Origin of the sequence: Alcanivorax sp. NBRC 102024, assembly GCF_001602235.1 — a bacterium.
In the GTDB taxonomy this organism is placed as follows: domain Bacteria; phylum Pseudomonadota; class Gammaproteobacteria; order Pseudomonadales; family Alcanivoracaceae; genus Alcanivorax.
Window position 1 is genome coordinate 97,576 of sequence record NZ_BDAS01000006.1, and the last position, 22,950, is coordinate 120,525.

23 protein-coding genes are annotated in these 22,950 nt (G+C 59.9%); 15 read left to right on the forward strand and 8 right to left on the reverse strand.

Features of this window, described 5'->3' with window-relative positions:
- Positions 1-39: 39 nt before the first annotated feature.
- The gene (locus A0251_RS11100) at positions 40-447 is read left to right on the forward strand and encodes a PaaI family thioesterase (protein ID WP_062816916.1); all 408 of its coding nucleotides are present in this window, start codon (positions 40-42) and stop codon (positions 445-447) included.
- Positions 448-500: 53 nt separating this feature from the next.
- Here the strand turns inward: A0251_RS11100 and A0251_RS11105 are convergent, their stop codons facing one another.
- The 8 genes from A0251_RS11105 to A0251_RS11140 form a co-directional block, all read right to left on the reverse strand.
- Positions 501-3,968 carry a translocation/assembly module TamB domain-containing protein gene (locus A0251_RS11105; RefSeq protein WP_231874217.1) on the reverse strand — a complete coding sequence of 1,156 codons (3,468 nt, stop codon included), beginning with the start codon at positions 3,966-3,968 and terminating at the stop codon, positions 501-503.
- A complete protein-coding gene (locus A0251_RS11110) occupies positions 3,965-5,659 on the reverse strand; it encodes an autotransporter assembly complex family protein (protein WP_231874218.1) in 1,695 nt (564 codons plus the stop codon). The genes A0251_RS11105 and A0251_RS11110 overlap by 4 nt, the downstream gene beginning before the upstream one ends.
- A gap of 153 nt (positions 5,660-5,812) precedes the next feature.
- Positions 5,813-6,382: a response regulator transcription factor gene (locus A0251_RS11115; protein WP_062816919.1), complete on the reverse strand. Its 570-nt coding sequence runs from the start codon at positions 6,380-6,382 to the stop codon at positions 5,813-5,815.
- Positions 6,379-7,569, reverse strand: coding sequence for a HAMP domain-containing sensor histidine kinase (locus A0251_RS11120; protein ID WP_062816920.1), 1,191 nt, complete (start codon positions 7,567-7,569; stop codon positions 6,379-6,381). Before A0251_RS11120 ends, A0251_RS11115 begins: the two co-directional genes overlap by 4 nt.
- Before the next feature lie 200 nt (positions 7,570-7,769).
- The gene (locus A0251_RS11125) at positions 7,770-8,390 is read right to left on the reverse strand and encodes a class I SAM-dependent methyltransferase (RefSeq protein ID WP_062816921.1); all 621 of its coding nucleotides are present in this window, start codon (positions 8,388-8,390) and stop codon (positions 7,770-7,772) included.
- Positions 8,390-9,613: a hypothetical protein gene (locus A0251_RS11130; protein WP_062816922.1), complete on the reverse strand. Its 1,224-nt coding sequence runs from the start codon at positions 9,611-9,613 to the stop codon at positions 8,390-8,392. The genes A0251_RS11125 and A0251_RS11130 overlap by 1 nt, the downstream gene beginning before the upstream one ends.
- A 369-nt stretch (positions 9,614-9,982) precedes the next feature.
- Complete coding sequence (locus A0251_RS11135) at positions 9,983-10,282, reverse strand: PA4642 family protein (RefSeq protein WP_062816923.1); 300 nt, start codon at positions 10,280-10,282, stop codon at positions 9,983-9,985.
- Between the two features lie 192 nt (positions 10,283-10,474).
- The gene (locus tag A0251_RS11140) at positions 10,475-10,849 is read right to left on the reverse strand and encodes an HU family DNA-binding protein (RefSeq protein ID WP_035248851.1); all 375 of its coding nucleotides are present in this window, start codon (positions 10,847-10,849) and stop codon (positions 10,475-10,477) included.
- 369 nt (positions 10,850-11,218) lie between these two features.
- Here A0251_RS11140 and aspS point away from each other — a divergent pair, with 369 nt between their 5' ends.
- The 14 genes from aspS to queC all read left to right on the forward strand — a co-directional run bounded on the left by aspS (position 11,219) and on the right by queC (position 22,908).
- Positions 11,219-12,982 (forward strand): aspartate--tRNA ligase, encoded by a 1,764-nt coding sequence (gene aspS, locus A0251_RS11145; protein ID WP_062816924.1) that lies wholly within the window; start codon positions 11,219-11,221, stop codon positions 12,980-12,982.
- A gap of 65 nt (positions 12,983-13,047) precedes the next feature.
- Positions 13,048-13,788, forward strand: a complete 741-nt coding sequence (locus A0251_RS11150) for a YebC/PmpR family DNA-binding transcriptional regulator (RefSeq protein WP_062816925.1) — start codon at positions 13,048-13,050, stop codon at positions 13,786-13,788.
- 287 nt (positions 13,789-14,075) lie between these two features.
- Positions 14,076-14,594, forward strand: a complete 519-nt coding sequence (gene ruvC, locus A0251_RS11155) for a crossover junction endodeoxyribonuclease RuvC (protein WP_062817027.1) — start codon at positions 14,076-14,078, stop codon at positions 14,592-14,594.
- Positions 14,595-14,615: 21 nt separating this feature from the next.
- Positions 14,616-15,215, forward strand: coding sequence for a Holliday junction branch migration protein RuvA (ruvA, locus tag A0251_RS11160; RefSeq protein ID WP_062816926.1), 600 nt, complete (start codon positions 14,616-14,618; stop codon positions 15,213-15,215).
- Between the two features lie 244 nt (positions 15,216-15,459).
- Positions 15,460-16,488, forward strand: a complete 1,029-nt coding sequence (gene ruvB, locus A0251_RS11165; RefSeq protein WP_062816927.1) for a Holliday junction branch migration DNA helicase RuvB — start codon at positions 15,460-15,462, stop codon at positions 16,486-16,488.
- Positions 16,481-16,924: a tol-pal system-associated acyl-CoA thioesterase gene (ybgC, locus tag A0251_RS11170; protein ID WP_062816928.1), complete on the forward strand. Its 444-nt coding sequence runs from the start codon at positions 16,481-16,483 to the stop codon at positions 16,922-16,924. Before ruvB ends, ybgC begins: the two co-directional genes overlap by 8 nt.
- Positions 16,917-17,603: a protein TolQ gene (gene tolQ / locus A0251_RS11175; protein ID WP_062816929.1), complete on the forward strand. Its 687-nt coding sequence runs from the start codon at positions 16,917-16,919 to the stop codon at positions 17,601-17,603. The genes ybgC and tolQ overlap by 8 nt, the downstream gene beginning before the upstream one ends.
- Before the next feature lie 3 nt (positions 17,604-17,606).
- Complete coding sequence (gene tolR / locus A0251_RS11180) at positions 17,607-18,044, forward strand: protein TolR (protein ID WP_062816930.1); 438 nt, start codon at positions 17,607-17,609, stop codon at positions 18,042-18,044.
- Complete coding sequence (locus A0251_RS11185) at positions 18,037-18,825, forward strand: cell envelope integrity protein TolA (RefSeq protein ID WP_062816931.1); 789 nt, start codon at positions 18,037-18,039, stop codon at positions 18,823-18,825. Before tolR ends, A0251_RS11185 begins: the two co-directional genes overlap by 8 nt.
- The gene (gene tolB / locus A0251_RS11190; RefSeq protein WP_062816932.1) at positions 18,825-20,099 is read left to right on the forward strand and encodes a Tol-Pal system beta propeller repeat protein TolB; all 1,275 of its coding nucleotides are present in this window, start codon (positions 18,825-18,827) and stop codon (positions 20,097-20,099) included. Before A0251_RS11185 ends, tolB begins: the two co-directional genes overlap by 1 nt.
- Positions 20,100-20,144: 45 nt before the next feature.
- Complete coding sequence (pal, locus tag A0251_RS11195) at positions 20,145-20,717, forward strand: peptidoglycan-associated lipoprotein Pal (RefSeq protein ID WP_062816933.1); 573 nt, start codon at positions 20,145-20,147, stop codon at positions 20,715-20,717.
- 42 nt (positions 20,718-20,759) lie between these two features.
- Positions 20,760-21,482 (forward strand): tol-pal system protein YbgF, encoded by a 723-nt coding sequence (ybgF, locus tag A0251_RS11200; protein ID WP_231874219.1) that lies wholly within the window; start codon positions 20,760-20,762, stop codon positions 21,480-21,482.
- A gap of 89 nt (positions 21,483-21,571) precedes the next feature.
- A complete protein-coding gene (gene queE / locus A0251_RS11205) occupies positions 21,572-22,213 on the forward strand; it encodes a 7-carboxy-7-deazaguanine synthase QueE (protein ID WP_062816935.1) in 642 nt (213 codons plus the stop codon).
- Between the two features lie 26 nt (positions 22,214-22,239).
- Positions 22,240-22,908 (forward strand): 7-cyano-7-deazaguanine synthase QueC, encoded by a 669-nt coding sequence (queC, locus tag A0251_RS11210; protein WP_062816936.1) that lies wholly within the window; start codon positions 22,240-22,242, stop codon positions 22,906-22,908.
- The last annotated feature ends 42 nt before the right edge of the window (positions 22,909-22,950 follow it).

The window sequence follows — 22,950 nt, forward strand, 5'->3', positions numbered from 1 at the left end:
TCGTATCCTCCCCGTATCCAGAATTAAATGGCGAGTCATATGCTGAATGCACAAGAAGTACAGGACGTGATCTATCAGGGATTGCCGGCGGCATCTGAGGAAGGTCTGCGGGTCGAAGCGGTGGGCGAACGACGTGCCCGGGTGCGCAGTCCGTTCCGGCCGTCCACTATTCGTCCGGGCGGTACCCTGTCCGGCCCCACCATGATGGGGCTGGCGGATGCGGCCATGTATGCGGCGATTCTTGGCGAGCTGGGTCGCGTGGAAATGGCGGTGACCCAGAACCTCAATATCAATTTCCTGTCCCGCCCGGCACAGAAGGATCTGATTGCCGACGCGGTGATTCTGCGTCTGGGACGGCGTTCCGCCGTGCTGGAAGTGCAGCTGTTCAGCGAAGGCAGTGACGAGATGGTGGCCCATGTGACCGGAACCTATGCGCTGCCGATCTAGCTCCTACGCCAAGGCTTGTTTCGCCCTCAGCGACCTCCTACAACTCGCCCTCCTCACTGCAACTCCTTCTCCCAGATCAGATCGAGGCTGTTGGCGCGGGTGCTCGAGCGGGCTTCCAGGTGCAGCTGTCGGGTCAGGGTGTAGCGCAACATCACGGTGGAGACCGCATCGAACAGTCCCACCGCATAGGTCAGGTACAAGCGGTCAGACAGCTGTTTGCCCAGCATCAGGGCGGCGTCGTCGGTTTCCCAGTCGCTGCCCACGCTGATTTCATCCACGCCCAGTTTGTCCCCGAGTTTTTCCGTGACGCCGCTGCCTTTTTCCAGGCCGTAGAGTGCCAGCGCCTGGGCGATGCGGTTGTTGTCGCCTTTGGAGCCTCTTTCCAGTGGTCGGCCGGTCAGCAGGTAGGACATGGCCTGGCTTTGTTCCATGCCCGGCTCCGAGAACAGGCTGGCTTCCGGTGCCTGCAGGGTGCCGCTGAGCTGTACCCCGACCACCACGTTCTCACTGGGTATCTTGCGGATGGCTCGGATATCCAGCCCGGGGTTGTCCGGCGGGCCCTGGAAGATCAGTTGACCGTCACTGATGGCCAGGTTCTGGCCGTAAGCCCGGTAGCGACCTTCCCGGATTACCAGTTCGCCGTTCAGTTGAGGGGGTTGTTGCGGTTGCTGGTTCACTTGCAGAGTGCCGCCAAGCATGGCGTCCAGGCCAAAGCCCTTGAAGTGCACCTTGTCACCCAGGTTGACGATCACATCAATCCCCAACGGCAGGCCACTCTGCTGTTCTCCCTCCTGATGTACCAGGACCTGATCCTGACTGACGGTAACCGCGCCCTCGGGAAGCTCCGTGGGCTGGATTTCCGCCTCCGGGATGGTCAGTTTGCCGCCCAGCTGCAACTCATCCAGGTCGCCCTTGAGGGTCAGGCTCGGATTGAGCAGCACGCGGGCATCGGGTCTGTCCGCCACCCGCAACCGTTGGCCATCCAATGACAGGTTCACCGTGGCTGGCCACTCCCTGGGATCCAGTGTGCCGGTCAGGGTCAGGGTGCCTTCGCCCAGAGTTGCCGACCCGTTCACATCCAGTTGTCCCCGGGGCGAGCCCTGCACATCCATCTGCAGGTTGGTGACGGCGACGCCGAGGGCGGGGACCAGGGCGCTGCCGTTATGCAGACGGATGTTGCCGTCCATCAATGGTTGTCGAAGGGTGCCTGCCAGGGCGAAATCGCCACGGACCTGACCGCTGATTTCGCGCAGGTCGGTGGTAAGCAGCGCCAGCGGTGACAGACTGGTGAGCTGGAAGGCTACCTGGCCGCTCAGGGGGCCGTTGGCGTCCAGGCCATGCTCCAGGGAGGCGTTGGCGCTGGCCAGGTCGGAGACCAGGGTCAATTCGCTGGTCAGCCGCTGGTCTTGCAGCTGTCCTTTCATGGAGAGCTGCTCGATAACCAGCTCCTGGGGAGTGTCCGGGGTGCGCACGGCCAGGCGGGCATTGTCGGTTTGCAGCTGAAACTGCCCAGCCGGGTTTTCCAGCGGGCCTTGCAGGGAGGCGTCGCCGTTCAGGTTGCCCTGCACGGTAAAGTCCGGTCCCAGCAAGGCGCCGGCCAGCGCCAGCGGCAGGGCGTCGACGGAGGCGCGGACGTGGACCTGGTTGGCGTCGTCCCGTTTGCCTTCCAGGCAGAGTTGGCTCGGCGCTTGCTCAAGACAGAAAGCGCTCAGGGACTGCTCTGTGGCGGACAGCACCAGCGACGTGTCCCGGCTTTGCTGCCAGCGCCCCAGTTGCGCGTGTACCAGGCTGGTATCGGACAGCGAACCCTCCCAGCGGGGCGCGTTATGGAGGGAGACCAGGCTGCCTTGCAGGCCTGTCTCCAGGCGGACATCGTCACGACGGAAACGGGCCGTGGCACGATGGTCGGCCAGGGTGCCGTTGAGGCTGAGCTGTGCGGTGGCCAGTTGTTCGCTGTTGCCCTGCTGCAACGTCTCGGTGTTCAGCTCAAGCATCATGGTCTGCGCGCCCGGGCCGAGTGCGCGGAACCGGGTTTGCAGGGAGGCCAGCGACCAATCCTGCCAGCCCAGTTGCTGGCCGGTCAGATTGCCGGTCAGATGGGGTGAGGCCATGGGACCACGGATTTGCACCTGACCGCTGAGCTGGCCCTGAATATCCGGGTAGAGCTGGTCCAGCCGCGGCAGGGCCAGGGTGGTGTCCAGGGACCAGTCGGGCAGGATGGCGCCGCGGCCGGTGAGCCGGTTGTCACCCCAGCGGATGTTGCTGTCCAGTTGCAGGCCTTGCTGATGGCTTGCCACGGTGGTCGTGGCGGTCAGAGGCTGCTGGCGAACCCGGCCTGCCAGTTCTAGCCGGCTGGGTGACAACTGCCATTGCCCGTCTGCATGGGTGCCCTGGCTGTTGCCTTTCACATTGAGCTGGCCCGGGAAGTGCGGATGCAGCAGGCCGGTATCCAGTTTGCCCTCCAGCTCCAGGTCCCAGCTCAAGGGGCTGAACTGCAGCTCACCGCGTCCTGCCAGTTGTTGCTCGCCGTCATCAAGCTGCAGCTGCTGCAGTGCCAGGCCACCGTGGGTGAGCTGGCTGTTCAGTGACAGATGCACCGTCTTGTCGCCACTGGTCAGGCGACTCTCGCCTGCTATTTGCAGCGTTGCCAGTGGCCCCCGGGTGGTCAGCCTGCCGTCGCCCACGGACAGTGGTTGCGGCAACACCAGTGGCAACGGCTGTGCCGGCCACTGGTGTTCCAGGGCCAGGGGCCGTTCCGGGTCCGCGAGTTGCCATTCGCCCTGGCTGTGAATTTGCACCGGGGCGCTCAGTTCATGATCCAATATCAAGGTCGAGAGCGATCCGCGGATATTGAGCTGGCCCGCTGCTTTCTGCGCGTTGAGGGTTTCGTTCTCGGCCAGGGGCATCTGCCAACGGGCTTGCCCCTGAATCTCCATGGGGGCGGCAAGACTGCCCTGGGCGGTGGCTTCCACGCTGATATCGGCCACCGTGCGGGTGGTCAGGCTGGCCAGTTGAAAGCGACGCCAGGCAGCCAGCTGTCGGGCATCCAGCCCACTGACCAGCTGGGTGTCGTTGAGGCGAAGTGAGGCCAGGGTCAGGGTGTCGATGCGTACCCCAAGGGGGAGTGCCAGGCTGTCAGGCAAACCGGCCGTGGCGGTGTCCTCTGTTTTCGGATCCGGGGGCAGTGACAGGCGGAGATCGCCCAGGGATAAGGTGGTGAATTCCAGCCAACCGCGGGTGAGGGAAGCGGGTACCAGCTCCGCCTCGAGACGATCCAGAGTCACCGACACCCCGTCCAGCTGATAGCGCACACCGGTGACCGTGACCCGGTCCAGCAGACTGCCCTGCCAGTCTTCCACCTGCAGATCCCCGGGGATCCACTCGCTGACCTGACCCAGCAACCAGCGGTTGCCGGTGGCCGTGCCAAGCAGCAGCCAGGTGGTCAGTACCACCATCAGGATCAGACTGAACAGCACCCCGAGCAGGCCGACACTGAAACGCTTGAGGGTTCGCTTTATCACAGGTCCGGCCCCATGCTCAGGTGCACGCGCCAGTCGCGGTGTTCATCCACGGCCCGGGCCAGGTCCAGCCGGATTGGTCCCAGCGGGGAGCGCCAGCGGATGCCGAACCCGGCGCTGCGGCGGATTTCGAAATCATTGATGTTATTGAAGGCATTGCCGCCATCGCTGAAAACCGCCAGGTGCCATTTCTCGGTAATCGGATGGTCGTACTCCAGGCTGCCGGTGGCCAGATGCCGACCCCCAATCACATCCCCATTGTCGGCCCGTGGGCCCAGGGATTCATAGGCGAAACCGCGCACGCTGGAGTCACCGCCGGCAAAGAAACGGATGGAGGCGGGCAGCTCCCGGACATCCGTGACTTCTGTATAGCCCAGGTCCCCGCGCATCAGTACGCGCCCACCAAGCAACGGGAAAAGCAGCTTGCCACTGCCGGTCAGTTGCAGGAAAGAGGCTGTGGAAGACAGGTTACGATTGGCGAACCGGATTTTGCTGCTCAACCGCCAGCCGAAAGACGGATAGATGGGGTCGTTGGCCTTGACGCGGCTGAGCTGGAAGCCGGGAATGATCAGCTCGGCCTGATCCACTTCCCCGGCGATCTCGTAGGTCTCGCGCAGGTAGGTCAGTGACGTGGTGGTGACCCAGCGATTTTGCAACTCGACGATATAGTCGGCACCGGTGGTCCAGCGTTCATTGTCTTTGCTGTCGGTGACTTCATTGACATAGCTGGTGTGGAAATCCAGCCGTTCCCGTTGCGGATCTTTCAGCGGGATCTGGTAGCTGGCACCGGCCCCTTGCTGCACCTGAGAGACTTCCGTTTCCGCCCGGAAGCGGTGACCGGCCCGGTTCACCCGGCGATTTTCCACCCCCAGGCGCACCCGTGGTCCGGTATCGGTGCTGGCGCCGACGCCGGCGAGCAGTGACCAGCGATTGTTGTCTGTCAGGTTGATGCTCACGGGAATAGTCCGGCTGTCATCATCCGGGGTGCCTTTCTGGACCCGCACAGCACTGAAATACCCGGCGCCCAGAAAGGCCTGCTGGGTCTCCAGCAGCTGTTTGCTGTCGAAGGGCTCACCTTCATGAAAGCTCACGTAGGCATCGACCAGCTTGTCCCTCAGTTCACTGCCGGTCAGGGTGATGGCGCCGAAGTCGTAGCGGGGGCCGCTGTCCATATGCAATGCGATGGTGGCCTGACGTTTTCGGGTGTCCACACTCAGTTGATTGCGGGTCAGTTTTCCCTGCACATAGCCACGACTGATCAGCTGTTGCTGCAGATTTTTTTTCAGGGAGGTGTACTGGTCATGTTGCAGTCGCTGGCCGATGGCCAGTTGCGCAGTGGCCACCAGCTGATTGAAGGCAGGATCATTGGCGGCATCGCCGCTGATGCGGATGTCGGCCCGCTGCAGGATCACCGCCGGCCCGGTATTCACATCCAGGGTGACGCGTGCGCAGCCGTCTTGCTGGTCGGTTTGCAGGGATAAGGTGCTCTCGTAGTAGCCCATGGCCTGCAAGGCTTGCTGGCTATTGGCGAGGATCTGCCGGCGGATCAGGCCGAACTGGGCCGTGGGTGGCTCGCAGGGGTAGCGGGACAGATTGACCAGGGCGCGAATGTTGCTGTTGACCGCGTCGCTGGCGTTGCCAGTGATACGCAGTTGCGGGGCGTCATCAGCAAAAGCCGGTACGGCGAGCAGCATCAGAAATAGCGTTAGGAACCAGGTTGTCTGCTGCTGTGCCCTCAAGTCTTGCATCCCTGTGCGCTGTTTCCCGGCGGCATGTGGATTTGATGCTGTGTCCCACCGGTTGGGTATGTTGCCACTCGCCCAACAGTGTAAGGCAAGTTGTGACAGTCAGTCTTCGCGAAAGTGCTTGTCGCGTTGGTAGTCACTGGCGGTAGGGCGCTTTTTCAGTCGTCGTTGCAGGGTACGGCGATGAATGCCCAGGGCGTCGGCGGCCCGTGAAATATTGCCATCATGGGCATCCAGGGTGCGCTGGATGTGCTCCCATTCCAGCCGTTGCAGGGACGGGGGCGTGGCGGGTAAGGGCAGGGCCGGGTTGGCCGGGTCGGTATCCAGGGCCAGCAGGATGTCAGCAGGGCTGGCGGGCTTGGTGAGATAGTTGCGGGCACCACGGTGGGTTGCCGCCACCGCCGCGGTAATGCTGCCGTAGCCAGTGAGCAGAATGATACGGCAGTCCGGGAAATGTTCGAGGATCGGGACAATCAGATCCAGGCCGTTGTCGCTGCCCAGATTCTGGTCGAGGATGGCGCCTGCCAGGTCTGGCAAGCGGGCAAGCAGGGCGAGGGCCTGTTCCGCGTTGTGGGCCACGGCCACACGATTGCCACGATGCTCCAGGGCGCGAGCGGTCTGTTCGGCCAGCGGCTCATCGTCTTCAACCAGCAGGAGTTGGCGCACAGTCATCTGGCGAGCTCCCGTGGCCAGTCGATACGAGCCTGGGTCCAGCGAGGTCCCAATTCCATTTCCAGGTGTGCGCCCATTTGCTCCAGCGTGGTGCTGACCAGCGTCAGGCCAATCCCCATGCCTTCCCGCTCCGACGGGGCGTGGGCGGGGCCGTCATCGCTAACTTGCAGGCGGTAACTCTGATCCCGGTCATGCAGCGTGATTGCCAGTCGCGAGGCGCCGGCATCCATGGCGTTATAACCCAGGTTGCAAAGGACCCGGAACCAGCCTTCCGGGTTGGCCACGTTGGGGTTGGTATCCAGTTGATGGGTCACAGAGAGGGTCGGTGCCAGATGCCGAAGGTGTTGTTGCAGCCTGGTCAACAGCTCACTGAAAGGCAGGGATTCCGGTAGCGGTGTGTCGTCGCCCTGTTTCAGGCGTCGGGCCACGTTTCTTGCCAGTTGTTCCATCTGTGTCACTTCATCACGAAGCGCGCCGGGCAGTTGTGGCGAATGCAACAGATTGTCTGCCAGCATTACCAGCGTCCCCAGCGGGGTATTCAGCTCATGGGCCTGGTCAGCCAGGGTGGCGGCGATCTGGTACATGTGCTCGCGGCGACCGGCCAGGTCAATGGCCTGCTCCTGCTGGCGTTGCTGTTGGCGCATCAGGCGCTGGATCACCTGTCCCAGCAAGGTCAGCATGACCAGCAGGGCGATAAAAACCGCGGCCATGCCGACCCCATGCAAACCGCTGAGTTGGTGGCTGAGAGCATGAAGGGGGCTGTCCATGGCCGGCATCTGATACCAGCTCATGGACACCATATAGCCGCCCAGTGCCAGGGCGGCCACCAGCATTCCGCTCCTCAGTGGCAGGGTCAGCGAGGCCAGCAGGGCGGGGACCAGCAGATAGAATGACAGCGGGTTGCCGGCGCCGCCGAACCCCTGGATCAGGCCGGTAAACAGGATCGTATCCAGGGCCAATTCCAGTGTTAGCAGCGGAGCGTGGCGCTGGCGACCCACCCGGTGTGACAGCAACGTGATCAGGCTGGGCAGCAGCAAGGCCGCCAGCCAACCCAGCTCATACAGGCGATAGCCGCTATGCCCCTGACTTTGCAGCACCATCAGGGCAAGGGTAATGATCAGCACCAACAGACTGCGCAGCCATATCAGGCGCAGTCGCCAGTTCAGTAGGGGGGGGCGGTTATCCATGGGGCTATTGTAAAGGGAAAGTGCCGCGAGTGGGTGTGGCAGTTTGTCCCGTCGGGTGAGTTGAAAGTTCAAAGTTTAAACGCGTTCCGGGGTGCCGCCTCCCGGAGTCTCACTCTCCGCGCTCATGGGTTTGAGCGCTGGCATGGCATAGCAGCGCACCAAGCGTTGTCTCGCGCTTTTGAACTTTCAATTTTGAACTTTTAACTGGGTTTCAGCAGCGCCCCGTCAAGCAACTCCCCGGCAAAGGCGGGCAGTTTCGGGTGGCGGCGGTGGCTGGCCTTGTGCAGGCGGAAACCGGCTCCACGGAAGATGCTGGCGGTATCGCGGGTGAGTTGGCAGCCGCAGGCCAGGTGCTTCCAGGCCGGGTTCATGCCTTTTTGCAGGCGCTGCACCCACCGACGTTCACTGAGTACATGCTCCAGTGCCAGCAGGGTGCCGCCGGGTTTGAGTACCCGGAAGGCCTCTGCGGCGGCCCGCTCCGGATCCGGGATGGTGCAGAATACCAGGCAGGCGACCACGGTATCGAAGTGGTGGTCCGGGTAGGGAAGTTGCTGGGCATCACCGGTGCGCAACACAAACCGCTCCGGCCGCGCACACTGGCTGGCCGCTTCCTGCGCCAGCGTTAACAGCGCCTGAGCCGGTTCGATGCCGTGGATCTCTGTGGCCGCATCGCCATAGAAAGGAAAGTTGCTGCCGGTGCCGACTCCCAGTTCCAGAACACGTCCCCGGGCCTGGCCGATGATCCGCTCGCGATCCCGGTAGACCGGACGGGTTGCCCAATCCAGTAATACCGGGAACAGCGTATCTTCGTAGAGTGACATCAGCCGCGTGGGGGCAGCACGTAGTTTTCCGGATTGTTCAGCATATCCATGGTCAGCGGATCGCTGATGATGCTGGTCAGATTACGGTCCGTCTGCTTGCTGAACTTGCGGCGCAGCTTTTCAAACTTGCGGAAGCTGCGGAAGTTCAGGGCATACAACCGCACTTCCTGCAGGCGCTTGTAGGAATACATCACGTCCAGGGCATCCATGGAAAATTCCGGACGGATTTTCATGGCCTTTTCCAGGTAGCTGATCGCTTCATTCAGATCGCGCTTGCGGTTCATGTAAATGAGGGCGTTGGCGTATTCATAGTTGACGATGGGAATGTCGCCAGCCATTTCCAGCGCTTCAGCGAAGGACTCTTCCACGGTGGTGGTGCGTGCCCCGTAGGTCATGCGGCCGGTGAACTTGCCGACCCGGCGCATGATGCCGGCATCCACGCCTGCGCGGAAAGCATGGGCGAGCGGTTGCTCCGGCATAACTTCCACCACTTCCTCGGCGCTGCTCTTGATCTTGCCGATATAGCGTCGTGCGACAACGATGGGGACCGGAGATTCTTCGGCGATACGCGCGATGGCGTAGGCGTAACCCAGCTTCACGGTGGCCACGATCGGCGCTACCTCCGGGTCATCCTCAGCTTCCTTCATATCGTCGAAATATTCCTGGGCCTGGTTCGCCACGTCCTGCAGCATCATGTACTTGGTGCTCTGGCGGTCCGCCAGGTAAATCGCATACATGAGCTGGGAGAACAGGGAAGGAATCTTGCCGATGGCGCCCAGTTTCAGGCCCTCTTCCCGGGCTTTCTGGAAATCACCGGCAAAGAACATTCGCCACACTTCCAGGTAACGGCGTTCCAGACCGTCGAAATCCTTGCCATCCCAGTTCTGGATGTCTTCAGACATAAAGGGGTATTTCTTGAACTGGGTGCGCATGTAGTCCGCAGAGGGGTAGGGGACTTTCAGGCCGCGCATCAGGTAATCCCATTTTTCCCGGATTTGCGCGTCGGTGTAGGTGAAGTAGCTTTTCTTGTAGGGGACGTCGTTCCATTTTTCCTGGAAGATGCGTTCATCCACGGGGATTTCCTGCATTTGCAGTTCTTCCGCGGTGACTTCGTCCATTTCATCATCGTAGTCATCGTCCCGCGCCGCATGAAGTTGCAAGCTCAATGTACAAAGCGCGATCAGACAAAGGGAGTGCCAGAGTCGTTGAGGATATGCTGTCATGATGGTTACAGCTCTTGTTGTTGTTGTGTGTTTTATCAGGGTAGGGAATACAACGTGCTGTAGTCCTTGCCGCCCGCTGCCTGTGAAGACAGAGGAAACAAAAACGTCAGCGAAGCCTTGTCAGGCTTTTCCCAATACCCCGTTTTGGAGGCTATATGATCGCCGGGCCCCGATAGCCCTTGTAATGGCTTAACAATGCCATGGGCTTGGGCGGTGGACAAGTTTCTGAGGGTATCTATTTCCCTTGGGAAATGTATCTGTAGGGTTGCTGCCCGACAGGAGTCAGGCGACGGGGGAGGTCTCAGGGAGCCGCTGGGCAACACCTCGCCGGGTACGCAAGGGGTTATTCAGAGACTCCCTGGCAGCCAGCTAGCGGGTGCCGCCGGCATCACGGAGCAGCTGGGCATAGTCGCTGCACTTCGGGTGGCTCTCGATCAGGGCCAGCAGGGTGCGGCCCTTGGGGTCACGGGCGTTGATATCCCGGCCGTTTTCCTGAAAGAACCCGATGAAGCGCTCGAAATCTTCGGCCCGCAGGGCCCGGTAGGCTTTCTCGAGCACGTGGAAGTCGGCGTCGACCCCTTCCTCACTGGAGAAATCCAGGAAAACCTTGATCTGTTCGTCGGTCATCGGCTCGCCGATTACCTTCTTTTTGTCCTTACGCTCTGCCATGGGCGCGCTCCTAGTGTTGTGCAGGGGCTGAATGCTGGCGCCTCGGAGTGGCTGCGGTTGGCCAGAAAACAACCAGGGTCAGTCAGCGTGATATCAGTGGGCGCGGATTATAGAGGCTGGGGTGGCCAGGGGCCAGAGGAGGGAAAAGAGAAGGTCAACCGCCGGGCCGGAGCCCGGCGGTGGCAAGCGGCATCAGGATGCCATGTCCTTGAGCTTTTTCAGCGGACGCACTTTTACCATGGTGCGGGCCGGCTTGGCGGCGAACGTGGTTTCTTCGCCGGTGAACGGGTTGATGCCCTTGCGTGCCTTGGTGGCGGGTTTTTTCTGGGTGACGATTTTCATCAGGCCCGGCAGGGTGAACTGGCCAGCACCGCGTTTCTTCAGATGACCTTCCATGATGTCGGCCAGCTCATCGAATACGGCGTTGACGTCTTTCTTGGTCAGGCCGGTGGTATCGCTGATCTGGTTAACGATCTGGGTCTTGTTCATCGGTTCGGTGATGGTTTTAACCTTGCGAGCCGCAGTAGCGCTGGTGGCTTTGGCAGCTGTCTTTTTCTTTGCAGCCATGGATTACTTACCCCTTGTTTTGTGTCTTCCTGAGAATGTGTGTCTCCGCCGATCGGCGGGGAACCGGTCTTGCTTCCCTGTCAGGTACGCCCCTGGACTGCGCAAACTCAGAGGGCCACTGAATTGGTTCGCATCTGTTATATGCCATGAATTTTCACTGCACAAGCCGTGAAACCACTATTTTTTACGGACTTTCAACAAAAATGGGGCGGATGTGGCCTGTTTGGCAGGGAATCGCCCCCCGGCATGGCTCGCAGGCGGTGGAATCGCTATACTGTGGCGCCTTTTTCAGCGACCCGGGGACTGGTACTGCCGACAGATGCGGTTGGCCCCGGGTAGCGCCCTCAGAAATACAAGCGGAAGTTAAGCATGCGAAGCCATTATTGCGGTGATTTGCGAGCCTCCCACGATGGAGAAACAGTTGAGCTTTGCGGTTGGGTCAGTCGCCGCCGTGACCACGGTGGGGTGATTTTCCTCGACCTGCGTGACCGTAATGGTCTGGTGCAGGTGGTGTTCGATCCGGACACCGTGGAAGCCTTCGCGCTGGCCGACAAGGTTCGCAGCGAATACGTGGTGCGCCTGACCGGTCTGGTGCGTATGCGCGATGAAGCGGTGCGCAACAGCAAGATGGACACCGGCGATATCGAAGTGCTGGGCAAGGAACTGACCATTCTCAACGAGGCGCAAACGCCGCCGTTCGAGCTGGATGCCCATTCCGCCGCTGGCGAAGAAGTGCGCCTCAAGTATCGCTATATGGATCTGCGTCGTCCCGAAGTGCTGCGTAACTTCCAGTTCCGTTCGCGGCTGACCCACGTGGTCCGCGCCTTCCTGGAAGGCGAAGGCTTCATGGATGTGGAAACCCCGATCCTGACCCGGGCCACCCCGGAAGGTGCCCGGGATTACCTGGTGCCCAGCCGTACCCATCCCGGTAGCTTCTTCGCCTTGCCGCAGTCTCCGCAGCTGTTCAAGCAGCTGCTGATGGTGGCGGGCTTCGACCGCTACTACCAGATTGCCAAGTGCTTCCGTGATGAGGACCTGCGCGCCGATCGTCAGCCGGAGTTCACCCAGATTGACCTGGAAGCTTCCTTTGTGGAGGAAGAGGACATCATGGGCATCACCGAACGCATGGTGCGCTCGGTGTTCAAGGAGCTGCTGGATGTGGAGCTGCCGGACTTCCCGCGCATGCCGTTCTCTGAAGCCATGCAGCGTTTTGGTTCCGACAAGCCGGACCTGCGTATCCCGCTGGAGCTGATCGACATCGCCGATCTGCTGGCCGGTGTGGACTTCAAGGTGTTCTCCGGCCCGGCCAACGATCCGAAAGGGCGTGTGGCGGCCATGAAAGTCCCGGGAGGGTGCAGCCTGTCCCGCAAGGACATCGACGGCTATACCAAGTTCGTCAGCATCTACGGCGCCAAGGGGCTGGCCTACATCAAGGTCAACGATCTGGCGGCGGGTGCTGAAGGGCTGCAATCGCCGATCCTCAAGTTCCTCACCGAAGAGGCCATCCAGGGCATTCTGGAGCGCACCGGCGCCGAAACCGGCGACCTGATCTTCTTCGGTGCCGACAAGGCCAAGATCGTCAACGAAGCGCTGGGTGCGCTGCGCGTCAAAGTGGGCCACGACCTGAACCTGGTCGAAGGCGACTGGGCCCCGTTGTGGGTGGTGGACTTCCCCATGTTCGAAGAGGACGAGGGTCAGTACTACGCCCTGCATCACCCCTTCACCATGCCCAGCTGCAGCCCGGAAGAACTGAAGAGCAACCCGGAAGGGGCCCTGTCCCGTGCCTATGACATGGTGCTCAACGGTACCGAACTGGGTGGGGGTTCTATCCGTATCCACAACCCGGCCATGCAGCGTACCGTGTTCGAGGCCCTGGGTATTTCCGATGAAGAGGCGGACGAAAAGTTCGGCTTCCTGCTCGACGGTCTCAAATACGGTGCACCGCCCCACGGTGGTCTGGCTTTCGGTCTGGATCGCATGGTCATGCTGATGACCGGCTGTGACTCCATTCGTGACGTGATCGCTTTCCCGAAAACCCAGACCGCCTCCTGCATGATGACCAATGCGCCGTCACCGGTGGACAGCAAGCAGCTGCGTGAAGTGGGTGTGCAGGTACGAAAAGAAGACAGTTGATTCGATAACAACCGGCGGCGCGGCCCGGCCGCGCCGGTCTGTTCGTAGCAATTACGGGAGACACCATGGCAGGACACAGTAAATGGGCCAATATCAAGCACCGCAAGGCGGCCCAGGATGCCAAGCGCGGCAAGATCTTTACCAAACTGATTCGTGAAATCACCGTGGCGGCCAGAATGGGCGGCGGTGAAACGGCGGACAACCCGCGCCTGCGGGCGGCGGTAGACAAGGCCCTGGGTCAGAACATGACCCGCGACACCATCGACCGGGCCATCAAGCGCGGCGCCGGTGGTGATGACGATGCCAACATGGAAGAGATCACCTACGAAGGCTACGGCAAGGGAGGCGTGGCGGTGCTGGTGGAAACCATGACCGACAACGTCAACCGTACCGTCGCCGAGGTGCGCCATGCATTCTCCAAGTTTGCCGGTAATCTGGGCACCAGCGGTTCCGTGGCCTTCCTGTTCACCAAGCGTGGCGAGATCTTCTTCGAGCCCGGCGTGGACGAAGAAAAGCTCATGGAAGTGGCCCTGGAAGCCGGTGCCGAGGACGTGGAAGAAAACGACGATGGCAGCTTCCTGGTGATTACTACGCCGGACAAGCAGTTCGGTGATGTGGTTGACGCCCTGCGCGAGGCCGGCCTGGAGTTTGCCGATGCGGAAGTCACCATGCATCCCTCCACGGAAGCGGAGATGGATGCGGATACCGCTGAAACCGTGCAGAAGATGATCGATATGCTGGAAGATCTGGACGACGTGCAGAACGTTTACACCAATGCCAGCTGGCCGTCGGAAGAAGAGGAATAGCTACTAGCTACGAGCTGCTAGCTATCAGGAAAACAAAAAACCCCGCAGAGTCGGGGTTTTTTGTTATTTGGCTTGCGCATCCTTCGGGCCGGGCCACAATCCTGCTAGAAGCTAGAAGCTAGAAGCTAGAAGCTAGAAGCTAGAAGCTAGAAGCTAGAAGCTAGAAGCTAGAAGCTAGAAGCTAGAAGCTAGAAGCTAGAAGCTAGAAGCTAGAAGCTGCTTCAACTGGACATATGGACAGCTGTAAGGTACAACTGGACCAGTTTTTATTTTCGGGTCAGCGGCTTATGGCATTACTACTGGGGATCGACCCCGGCTCCCGGCGAACCGGCTACGGTCTGGTGGAGCAGGTGGGCAACCGCAGTCGGGCAGTGGCCTTCGGGACCATTACTACGACCCATAAGGACATTCCCCCGCGCCTGGGTGAGATTTTCGCCGGTATTCATCAGGTGGTGATGGATTATGGTCCAGCGGAAGTGAGTATCGAAAAGGTGTTCATGGCCCGCAACGCGGATTCCGCCCTGAAACTGGGGCAGGCCCGGGGAGCGGCCATTGCCGCGGTGATGCAGGCTTCGCTGCCGGTGTTTGAATACTCTGCCCGCCAGGTAAAGCAGGCAGTGGTAGGGCGCGGCGGCGCGGAAAAGGGGCAGGTGGCGGAAATGGTCAAGTATCTGCTTGGCCTGGAAAAGCGCCCCCAGGAAGATGCCGCCGATGCGTTGGCCATCGCCTTGTGTCATGCCCATATGCGTGTGTCACTGGCCCGGATGGGTGGAGCCACCGCAGTCAGAAACGGACGAATACGCTAAAAAGGACAGTAAAACACAGCCATGATAGGACAACTGCGCGGAACCCTGCTCGAGAAACGCCCTCCAGTGCTGTTGCTGGATGTGAACGGGGTGGGCTATGAAGTGGAAGCCCCCATGACCGTTTTTTACAGCTTGCCGGAGACCGGTGAGCCGCTCACCCTGCACACCCATTTCGTGGTGCGTGAGGACGCCCAGTTGCTGTATGGCTTTGCTGATCGCTATGAGCGCGAGCTGTTTCGGGCACTGATCAAGGTCAACGGCGTCGGCCCGAAAATGGCCCTGGCCATTCTCTCCGGCATCGAGGCAGACCGGCTGGCGCAATGCATTCACGATCAGGACACCACCTCGCTGGTGAAAGTGCCGGGCATTGGCAAGAAAACCGCCGAACGACTGGTCATCGAAATGCGTGATCGGCTCGACAAGATTGATGGTGGTCCAGTGTCCCTGCCGGGGCAGACGCCTCTGGCCCAGCCGGACGATGCCCGCTCCGATGCCATCGCTGCCCTGGAAGCGCTCGGTTACCGTAACAAGGATGCCGCCGCCGCCGTTGGCAAGGTGGCAGAGGAAGGCGCCACCAGTGAGCAACTGATCCGCCTGGCACTGAAAAGTCTGGCGCGCTGACCCTGGTAGGAGCCATGCTCGCATGGCGAACCTGGCGGCGAATCCACTGAAGGGCGTTTGAAAACCTGACGTTTTTTCGTGGCTCGCATTGCAGCCTTGGCATCATGGTTTACTTTGCGACCCATCACAGGGCGCCTTCGGCAGGCTCTTCCAGGAAATCTACAGGGAAAGATGACTGCCGGTACCAATCCGTCTACGCTAGCTCAACATCACTCTCATAACGCTGGGTCTCCCTACTGCAAGCATGGAAAACGACCGTCTGATTTCAGCTGCCGCTGTTGGCACCGGTGAAGAACAGCAGGACCGGGCCATCCGCCCGGCCAGTCTGGCTGACTATAAAGGCCAGCCGAAAGTCCGCGAGCGCATGGAAATCTTCATTGATGCTGCCCGCGGCCGCCAGGAAGCGCTGGATCACACCCTTATCTTTGGCCCGCCAGGTCTGGGTAAAACCACCCTGGCGCATATCATTGCCCGGGAAATGGGCTGCGAACTCAAGTCTACCTCCGGGCCGGTACTGGAAAAGGCCGGCGACCTGGCGGCCATCCTCACCAACCTGGAAGAGGGTGATGTGCTGTTCGTGGATGAGATTCACCGCCTGTCTCCGGTGGTGGAAGAGATCCTCTATCCCGCCATGGAAGATTACCAGCTGGATATCATGATCGGTGAGGGGCCGGCGGCCCGCTCCATTAAACTGGATCTGCCGCCGTTTACCCTGGTGGGGGCCACCACCCGGGCGGGCCTGCTGACTGCCCCTCTGCGTGATCGGTTCGGGATTGTTCAGCGGCTGGAGTTCTACTCCGTGGAAGATCTCTCCGGGATTGTGATTCGTGCCTGCGACATTCTTGCCATTCCCATTGATGATGCCGGCGCCCTGGAAGTGGCACGTCGTGCCCGTGGTACGCCGCGCATTGCCAACCGGCTGTTGCGCCGGGTGCGCGATTACGCGGAAGTGAAGGGCGAAGGGCGAATTACCGAAGCCATGGCCCAGCGTGCGCTGGACATGCTGGAAGTGGATAGCTGCGGCCTGGACGGCACTGACCGGCGTTTGCTCGACATGATCATGCATAAATTTGATGGTGGTCCGGTGGGTCTGGAGTCCCTGGCGGCGGCGCTCAATGAAGATGCCGGCACCCTGGAAGAAGTGGTGGAGCCCTATCTGATTCAGCAGGGCTTCATCCAGCGTACCCCGCGCGGCCGGGCTACCACCAACCATGCCTGGCGGCATTTCGGGTTGCAGCGGCCGCGTAAGGACGGTGATTTGTTTAATGATTGAAAAAAAGCCGCAAAACGGGGAATTTACCCTGCCGGTGCGCGTCTACATCGAGGACACCGATGCCGGTGGCATCGTCTATTACGTGAATTACCTGAAATTCATGGAACGGGCGCGCACGGAATTCATGCGCACCCTGGGTTATCAGCATTATGTGCTGGCCGATGAGAACTTCCAGTTTGTCGTGCATTCGGCCAATGTGCAGTACCGTCAGCCGGCTCGCATTGATGATGCACTGGTAGTGACCGCCCGCTTGAAGCAATTGGGCAAGGCGACGCTGTTTTTCGAGCAGCAGGTTCGCCGGGCTGACACACTGCTTTGCCAGGCCGAGATCAAGGTTGCCTGCGTGAATGCAGATACATTGAGGCCCGCCGGGATCCCGGTGGACCTGTACAACAAATTCAAAGCAGCCAGCGAAGGAGAAGGGCTTAATGGTTGAGGCATCCAGTATGTCCGTCATCAGTCTGATCAGTCATGCCACCATTGTGGTGCAACTGGTCATGGTGCTGTTGGTGCTGGCGTCGTTGACGTCCTGGTACATGATCGTCAGTCGGTATCGGGTAATGGGCCGGGCCCACAAGGCGGGGCGAGCGTTTGAAGAGAAGTTCTGGTCCAGTGATGACCTGGCGTCGCTTTACAACCAGAGTCGCAAGGATCCGGACGTGGACGCAGGCACGGAAGCCATTTTCCGCGCCGGTTTCCAGGAATTCGTGCGCCTGTCGAAAAGCACCCGTGGCGCTGAAGCGGTGATGGATGGCAGCCAGCGTGCCATGCGTGTGGCCCTGCAGCGTGAACAGACCCGCTTGACCAAGCACCTTCCTTTTCTGGCGACAGTGGGGTCCACCAGTCCCTATGTGGGGCTGTTCGGTACGGTGTGGGGCATCATGAACTCATTCATGGCCCTGGCCAACGTGAAGCAGGCCACGTTGAGTGTGGTGGCACCCGGCATCGCCGAGGCCTTGATTGCTACGGCCATTGGTCTGTTTGCCGCCATCCCGGCAGTGATGGCCTACAACCGTTTCTCTGCGCAAAGTGATGCTCTGCTCACCGAAAACGAAATGTTTGCCGAGGAGTTCTCCTCGGTACTGCACCGTCAGGTTCACGGACGCGAGGGGTAAGCCATGAGCGGCGTGAAGATCAGGGTGCCGCGCAAGCTCGTTGCCGAGATGAACGTGGTGCCCTACATCGATGTGATGCTGGTGCTGCTGGTGATTTTCATGGCCACGGCGCCGATGATGACCCAGGGCATCAATGTGGACCTGCCCGACAGCAACAGCGAGCCCATTGATACCACCAAGGATGAGCCGGTGATCATTTCGGTGACCGCTGATGGCAGTTACTACATTGATGTGGGCAGTGACAGCCGCAAGTCTGCCAGTCTGGAAACGGTGCAGGGGCATGCCTTGCGGATTCACAAGCAGAAACCTGCCACCCTGTTTTTGGTCGAGGGCGATGGCCAGGTGGCCTATGCCAAGGTAGTCCAGTTGATGGGTGCCTTGCAGGAAGCCGGCATTACCCAGCTGGGTCTGGTAACGGAACCGCAGGGCAGCAATGAGTGATCGTGGCGCCGCGCTGCTGTTTACCCTGTTCATTCACCTGCTGGTGTTTGGGCTGCTGGTGTTCAGCTGGAGCACCGACCCGGCATTGCACAAGGCGCCGGTGATCCCTCCCCATGTGAAAGCCACCATGGTAGAAACGTCCAAACAGAAAAAGGCGCCGGTGAGCAAGCCGAAGCCGGAGCAAAAGCCAGCGCCGAAACCGGAACCGAAACCCAAGCCAAAGCCGAAACCCAAACCGGAGCCCAAGCCCGAACCCAAAAAGCCTGAGCCCAAACCCAAGCCGAAACCGGAGCCGACCAAGAAACCAGATCCGAAGCCGGCCCCCAAACCTGACCCAAAGCCTGACCCCAAACCGGTCATCCCCGATATTGAGGAGCCGAGTCTGGAGGAAATGCTGGCGGAGGAAGAGCTGGAGATGGCCAAGCCGATGGAGCCCTCACAGCAGGAATCCCAGGATGCGGTCAGCAATGCGGATCAGTCGGATGTGGAGGTGGCTAGTTTCAAGGACCAAATTGGTGCAGCTATTTACCAGCGTTGGCGTATTCCTGGCAACTATCGAAACAGGGATGATTTGAAGGTTATCGTCAGAATTCATCTCATCCCAGGAGGAGAAGTGGTGAATGTGACTGTGGTTGAAACTAGCGGATATCCTCAGCTTGACGAATCGATTGTGAACGCAGTGGAGTTGGCCAGTCCTTTACCTGTGCCTTCAGGGGAAACATTCAACCAAAATTTCCGCTCATTCTTGTTCGGATTTGTACCCAAAGGAGCCTCTCAGTGATGCGTTTTCTATTAATTGCTGTTATGACCATGAGTGCGGTCATGGCCAAGGCAGAGCTTTTGATCACTATTTCGGAAGGCCGGGTGGATGCGGTGCCGATTGCCATCGTGCCCTTTGAGGGGGCACAGAACGCGCCCGAGGATGTGTCGCAGATCGTGCAGGCGGATCTGCATCGCAGCGGCCAGTTCAAGCCGTTACCCGCGGAAGATATGCTCAGCCGGCCGCGCAACGAGAGTGAAGTCATCTACCGGGATTTCCGTGTGTTGGGCGTAGAATACATCATTACCGGCAGCATGAAGGCTCAGGAAACCGGTGGCTACGAAGTCAGCTATGCCCTGTTCGACGTAAACCGGCAGGTGAAGGTGATGTCGGAGACCTATCGCCCGCCGGTTTCACAGCTGCGGGATGTGGCCCATGCCATCAGTGACCGGATCTATGAGCAACTCACCGGTATCCCGGGGGCGTTTTCCACCAAAATTCTCTATGTGACGCATAATCGTAGTGACAAAAACCCTTTCCAGCTGCAATATGCCGACGCCGACGGGCACCGTGTTACCACTATCCTGCGTAGCCAAGAGCCGATCATGAGCCCGACCTGGTCACCAAATGGCAGGAAAGTTGCTTATGTCTCTTTCGAGGATGACGGGATGCCGGCCATTTATACCCATGACCTGGCAACCACCAACCGGGAAAAGGTCTCTAGCTTCAGGGGTATCAATGGTGCCCCGGACTGGTCACCGGATGGCCAGAAGCTGGCGCTGACCCTGTCGCGGGACGGTAACCCGGAGATTTACATGCTGAATATCGCCACCAAGCAGTTAACACGGCTGACCCAGCATTATGGTATTGATACGGAGCCTCGCTGGCTGCCGGATGGGGAACACCTGGTGTTCACCTCCAGCCGTTCCGGCGGGCCCCAGATTTACAAACTGAACATAAATGATAAGTCGGTCCGGCGAGTGTCATTCGAGGGTGCGTATAATGCCCGCCCGGATGTCACGCCTGACGGTCGTTATCTTGTTTATGTACACCGGCGTAATGGAAATTTTAACGTCGGGGTGCAGGACCTCCAGCGGGGCACATTCAATATTGTGACCCGCACAGACATGGATGAATCGCCCAGTGTTGCGCCCAATGGAAGTATGGTAATTTACGGGACGCAAGATCGGGGGACGGGGGTTCTGGAAGCCGTATCCATCGATGGTAGGGTCAAGGTGAAGCTGCCGTCGAAGGAAGGTGAAGTCAGAGAACCGGCCTGGTCGCCGTTCCTCTGAGTGATTCTCGGAGTCCAATACTAGGAAATTATAGGAGCTTTTCGCATGCGTTCATTTCTTAACCCGCTGTTCGCCCTGATGTTGGCAGCTGCCCTGGCAGCCTGTTCCAGCACCCCGACTGAAGATGACAGCTCTGCAACCGACGATATGTCCCAGCAGACTGATACCTCTCCGGTAACTCCGGTTGAGCCGTCTACTCCGTCCAAGCCGGACACCAGCAGCATTCCGCTGACAGCTGACAACTTCTACAACCATCCGTCCAACTACGATGGCACCACTGACAGCCGGGTGATCTACTTCGCTTTCGACAGCAACACCGTTCCGGCGGCAGCTTTCGAAACTCTGCGTGCCCATGCTACCTATCTGAAGAACAACTCCAACGCCAAAGTGCGCCTGGAAGGTCATGCTGACGAGCGCGGCACCCGCGAGTACAACGTGGCTCTGTCCGAGCGTCGTTCCAAGGCCGTAGAGAAGTTCCTGCGGGTTCAGGGCGTGTCTTCTTCCCAGCTGGAAATCGTTTCCTACGGTGAAGAAAAGCCGGCGGCATTTGGTCACAGCGAAATGGACTGGGCCAAGAACCGTCGTGTAGAAATCAACTACACTGCCGGCCGTCCGTAAGGCATGAAAGCAGTAAAGAGAACGCGCCTCCTCGCAGGCGTCGTGCTCGGCTCCCTGGTGTTCTGTGCGCAAGCACAGAACACCGGGCCGCTGGCCGTTGAAGAGAGAAGCCTGGCGCAGGCCCGCTCCGGTGGCAGTAGTGCCGGTAGTACTGCAAGTCAGGATGGGTTGCTGCTTCTCATGCAGCAACAACAGCAGTTCGAAGAGCAGATACAGCAACTCCAGGGTCAGATCGAAGAGTTGCGGCATGAACTACAGGTCATGAAGGATGCTGAACGTGAGCGCTACCTGGACCTGGATACCCGAATCAATACGCTGGCTGAGCAGAGCAAGACCGAGCAGCCAGAAGAGAGCGCCGACAGTGCGGCGCCCAATGACCCCGAAGCCGACCGTGATGCCTACAGTGCCGCCAAGGACAAGCTGATCAAGCGCGACTTTGATGCGGCGGCAGAAGCCTTCGAGGGTTACCTCAATGATTTTCCCAACGGGCAATTCCGTGCCCACGCCCACTTCTGGCTGGGCAAGGTCTACAGTAACCTGAAGACCCCGAAGCCGGAGAAGGCCCAGGCCCAGTTCCAGGCAGTGGTAGACGACTACCCGGAACACAGTAAAGCGCCCACCAGCCTTTATACCCTGGCAGTGATGCAGGCCCGTGACGAGCAGGTCTCCCAGGCCAAGGTGAACCTGCACAAGCTGGTCAAGCAGTATCCGGACAGCTCGGAAGCCAACCAGGCGAAGACGCTGTTGGAACAACTCGATAAGTAATCCCTATCGTTGCCTTGCCGGCGGCACAGACGCCGGCAAAGGTGATAGAATCCGCCGCATTTCCCCCTCCCGGGTGCTCAGGAGATGTTGTGGACCTCCGTCTGACCGAAATTTTCTATTCCCTTCAGGGCGAGGCGCGAACGGTTGGCCGGCCCACGGTGTTCGTTCGTCTGACCGGCTGCCCGCAGCGTTGTGTCTGGTGCGACACCGAGTACGCTTTTTCCGGTGGCGAGAAATGGTCTCTCGAGGCGATCCTGGCGCAGGTGGCCGGTTACCAGGCCCACTACGTGACGGTCACCGGCGGCGAGCCCCTGGCCCAGCCCAACTGTCTGGGGCTGCTGACCGCCCTGTGCGATCAGGGGTATGAAGTCAGCCTGGAAACCGGTGGCGCCATGGATATTGCGGAGGTGGACCCGCGCGTCTCCGTGGTCATGGACCTGAAAGCGCCGGGCTCCGGCGAGCAGCACAACAACCGGCTGGAAAACATTCCGCTGCTGCGCCCCCATCACCAGGTCAAGTTCGTGCTGGCGGACCGCAAGGACTATGACTGGGCCCGATTCATGCTTGATCAGCACCAGCTACCCCAGCGGGTCGGCGACGTGCTGTTTTCTCCGGTACAGGGGCAGTTGGCCCCGGGAGAGCTGGCTGACTGGATTGTGGCGGACCGCCTGCCGGTGCGGTTTCAGCTGCAATTGCACAAACTACTCTGGAATGACGCCCGCGGGCGCTAGCTGACAGGTTTGAAGGAGAGCCATCAATGAAAAAAGCCGTGGTATTGCTGTCCGGTGGTCTGGATTCGGCCACCTGTTTGGCCATTGCCCGGGATCAAGGCTACCAGTGCCATACCATTGCTTTCGACTATGGTCAGCGCACCCGTTCCGAGCTGGATGCGGCGGAGCGGGTGTCCGCAGCCCTTGGCGCGCTCAGCCATCGGGTGATTGAACTGGGCATGGGCAATATTGGCGGCTCTGCGCTCACCGACCATTCCATTGCGGTGCCAGAGGAGGGCGGTGAGGGTATTCCTGTCACCTATGTGCCTGCCCGTAATACCGTCTTTCTGTCTCTGGCCCTGGGTCTGGCGGAGGTGGTGGAGGCCCAGGCCATCTATATCGGTGTCAACGCGGTGGACTATTCCGGCTATCCGGATTGCCGACCGGCCTTTATTGAGGCGTTCCAGACCATGGCCAATCTGGCCACCAAGGCGGGAGTGGAAGGCAGCCCGATCACTGTGGAAACGCCATTGATGCACTTGAGCAAGGCGCAGATCATCCAGCAAGGCACGGCTCTGGGGCTGGATTATGGGTTGACCGTGTCCTGTTATCAGGCTGACGAGAATGGCAATGCCTGTGGCAAATGCGACAGTTGTCGCCTGCGCAAGCAGGGCTTTGAAGAGGCATTGGTCAAAGATCCAACAAACTATCAGTAAAGGGGAAAAAAAATCGGTTTCCCCCTTGTCACCCGGAAATAA

Bases quoted from the DNA above. Each gene is read 5' to 3' on its own strand.
- aspS (WP_062816924.1), top strand. From the start codon at position 11,219: ATGCGAAGCCATTATTGCGGTGATTTGCGAGCCTCCCACGATGGAGAA.
- A0251_RS11130 (WP_062816922.1), bottom strand. From the start codon at position 9,613: ATGACAGCATATCCTCAACGACTCTGGCACTCCCTTTGTCTGATCGCG.
- tolR (WP_062816930.1), top strand. From the start codon at position 17,607: ATGAGCGGCGTGAAGATCAGGGTGCCGCGCAAGCTCGTTGCCGAGATG.
- pal (WP_062816933.1), top strand. From the start codon at position 20,145: ATGCGTTCATTTCTTAACCCGCTGTTCGCCCTGATGTTGGCAGCTGCC.
- A0251_RS11110 (WP_231874218.1), bottom strand. From the start codon at position 5,659: ATGCTGCTCGCCGTACCGGCTTTTGCTGATGACGCCCCGCAACTGCGT.
- tolQ (WP_062816929.1), top strand. From the start codon at position 16,917: ATGGTTGAGGCATCCAGTATGTCCGTCATCAGTCTGATCAGTCATGCC.
- A0251_RS11120 (WP_062816920.1), bottom strand. From the start codon at position 7,569: ATGGATAACCGCCCCCCCCTACTGAACTGGCGACTGCGCCTGATATGG.
- A0251_RS11135 (WP_062816923.1), bottom strand. From the start codon at position 10,282: ATGGCAGAGCGTAAGGACAAAAAGAAGGTAATCGGCGAGCCGATGACC.
- ruvC (WP_062817027.1), top strand. From the start codon at position 14,076: ATGGCATTACTACTGGGGATCGACCCCGGCTCCCGGCGAACCGGCTAC.
- A0251_RS11100 (WP_062816916.1), top strand. From the start codon at position 40: ATGCTGAATGCACAAGAAGTACAGGACGTGATCTATCAGGGATTGCCG.
- A0251_RS11125 (WP_062816921.1), bottom strand. From the start codon at position 8,390: ATGTCACTCTACGAAGATACGCTGTTCCCGGTATTACTGGATTGGGCA.
- tolB (WP_062816932.1), top strand. From the start codon at position 18,825: ATGCGTTTTCTATTAATTGCTGTTATGACCATGAGTGCGGTCATGGCC.
- queC (WP_062816936.1), top strand. From the start codon at position 22,240: ATGAAAAAAGCCGTGGTATTGCTGTCCGGTGGTCTGGATTCGGCCACC.
- ruvA (WP_062816926.1), top strand. From the start codon at position 14,616: ATGATAGGACAACTGCGCGGAACCCTGCTCGAGAAACGCCCTCCAGTG.
- A0251_RS11185 (WP_062816931.1), top strand. From the start codon at position 18,037: ATGAGTGATCGTGGCGCCGCGCTGCTGTTTACCCTGTTCATTCACCTG.
- ruvB (WP_062816927.1), top strand. From the start codon at position 15,460: ATGGAAAACGACCGTCTGATTTCAGCTGCCGCTGTTGGCACCGGTGAA.
- A0251_RS11115 (WP_062816919.1), bottom strand. From the start codon at position 6,382: ATGACTGTGCGCCAACTCCTGCTGGTTGAAGACGATGAGCCGCTGGCC.
- A0251_RS11150 (WP_062816925.1), top strand. From the start codon at position 13,048: ATGGCAGGACACAGTAAATGGGCCAATATCAAGCACCGCAAGGCGGCC.
- A0251_RS11140 (WP_035248851.1), bottom strand. From the start codon at position 10,849: ATGGCTGCAAAGAAAAAGACAGCTGCCAAAGCCACCAGCGCTACTGCG.
- ybgC (WP_062816928.1), top strand. From the start codon at position 16,481: ATGATTGAAAAAAAGCCGCAAAACGGGGAATTTACCCTGCCGGTGCGC.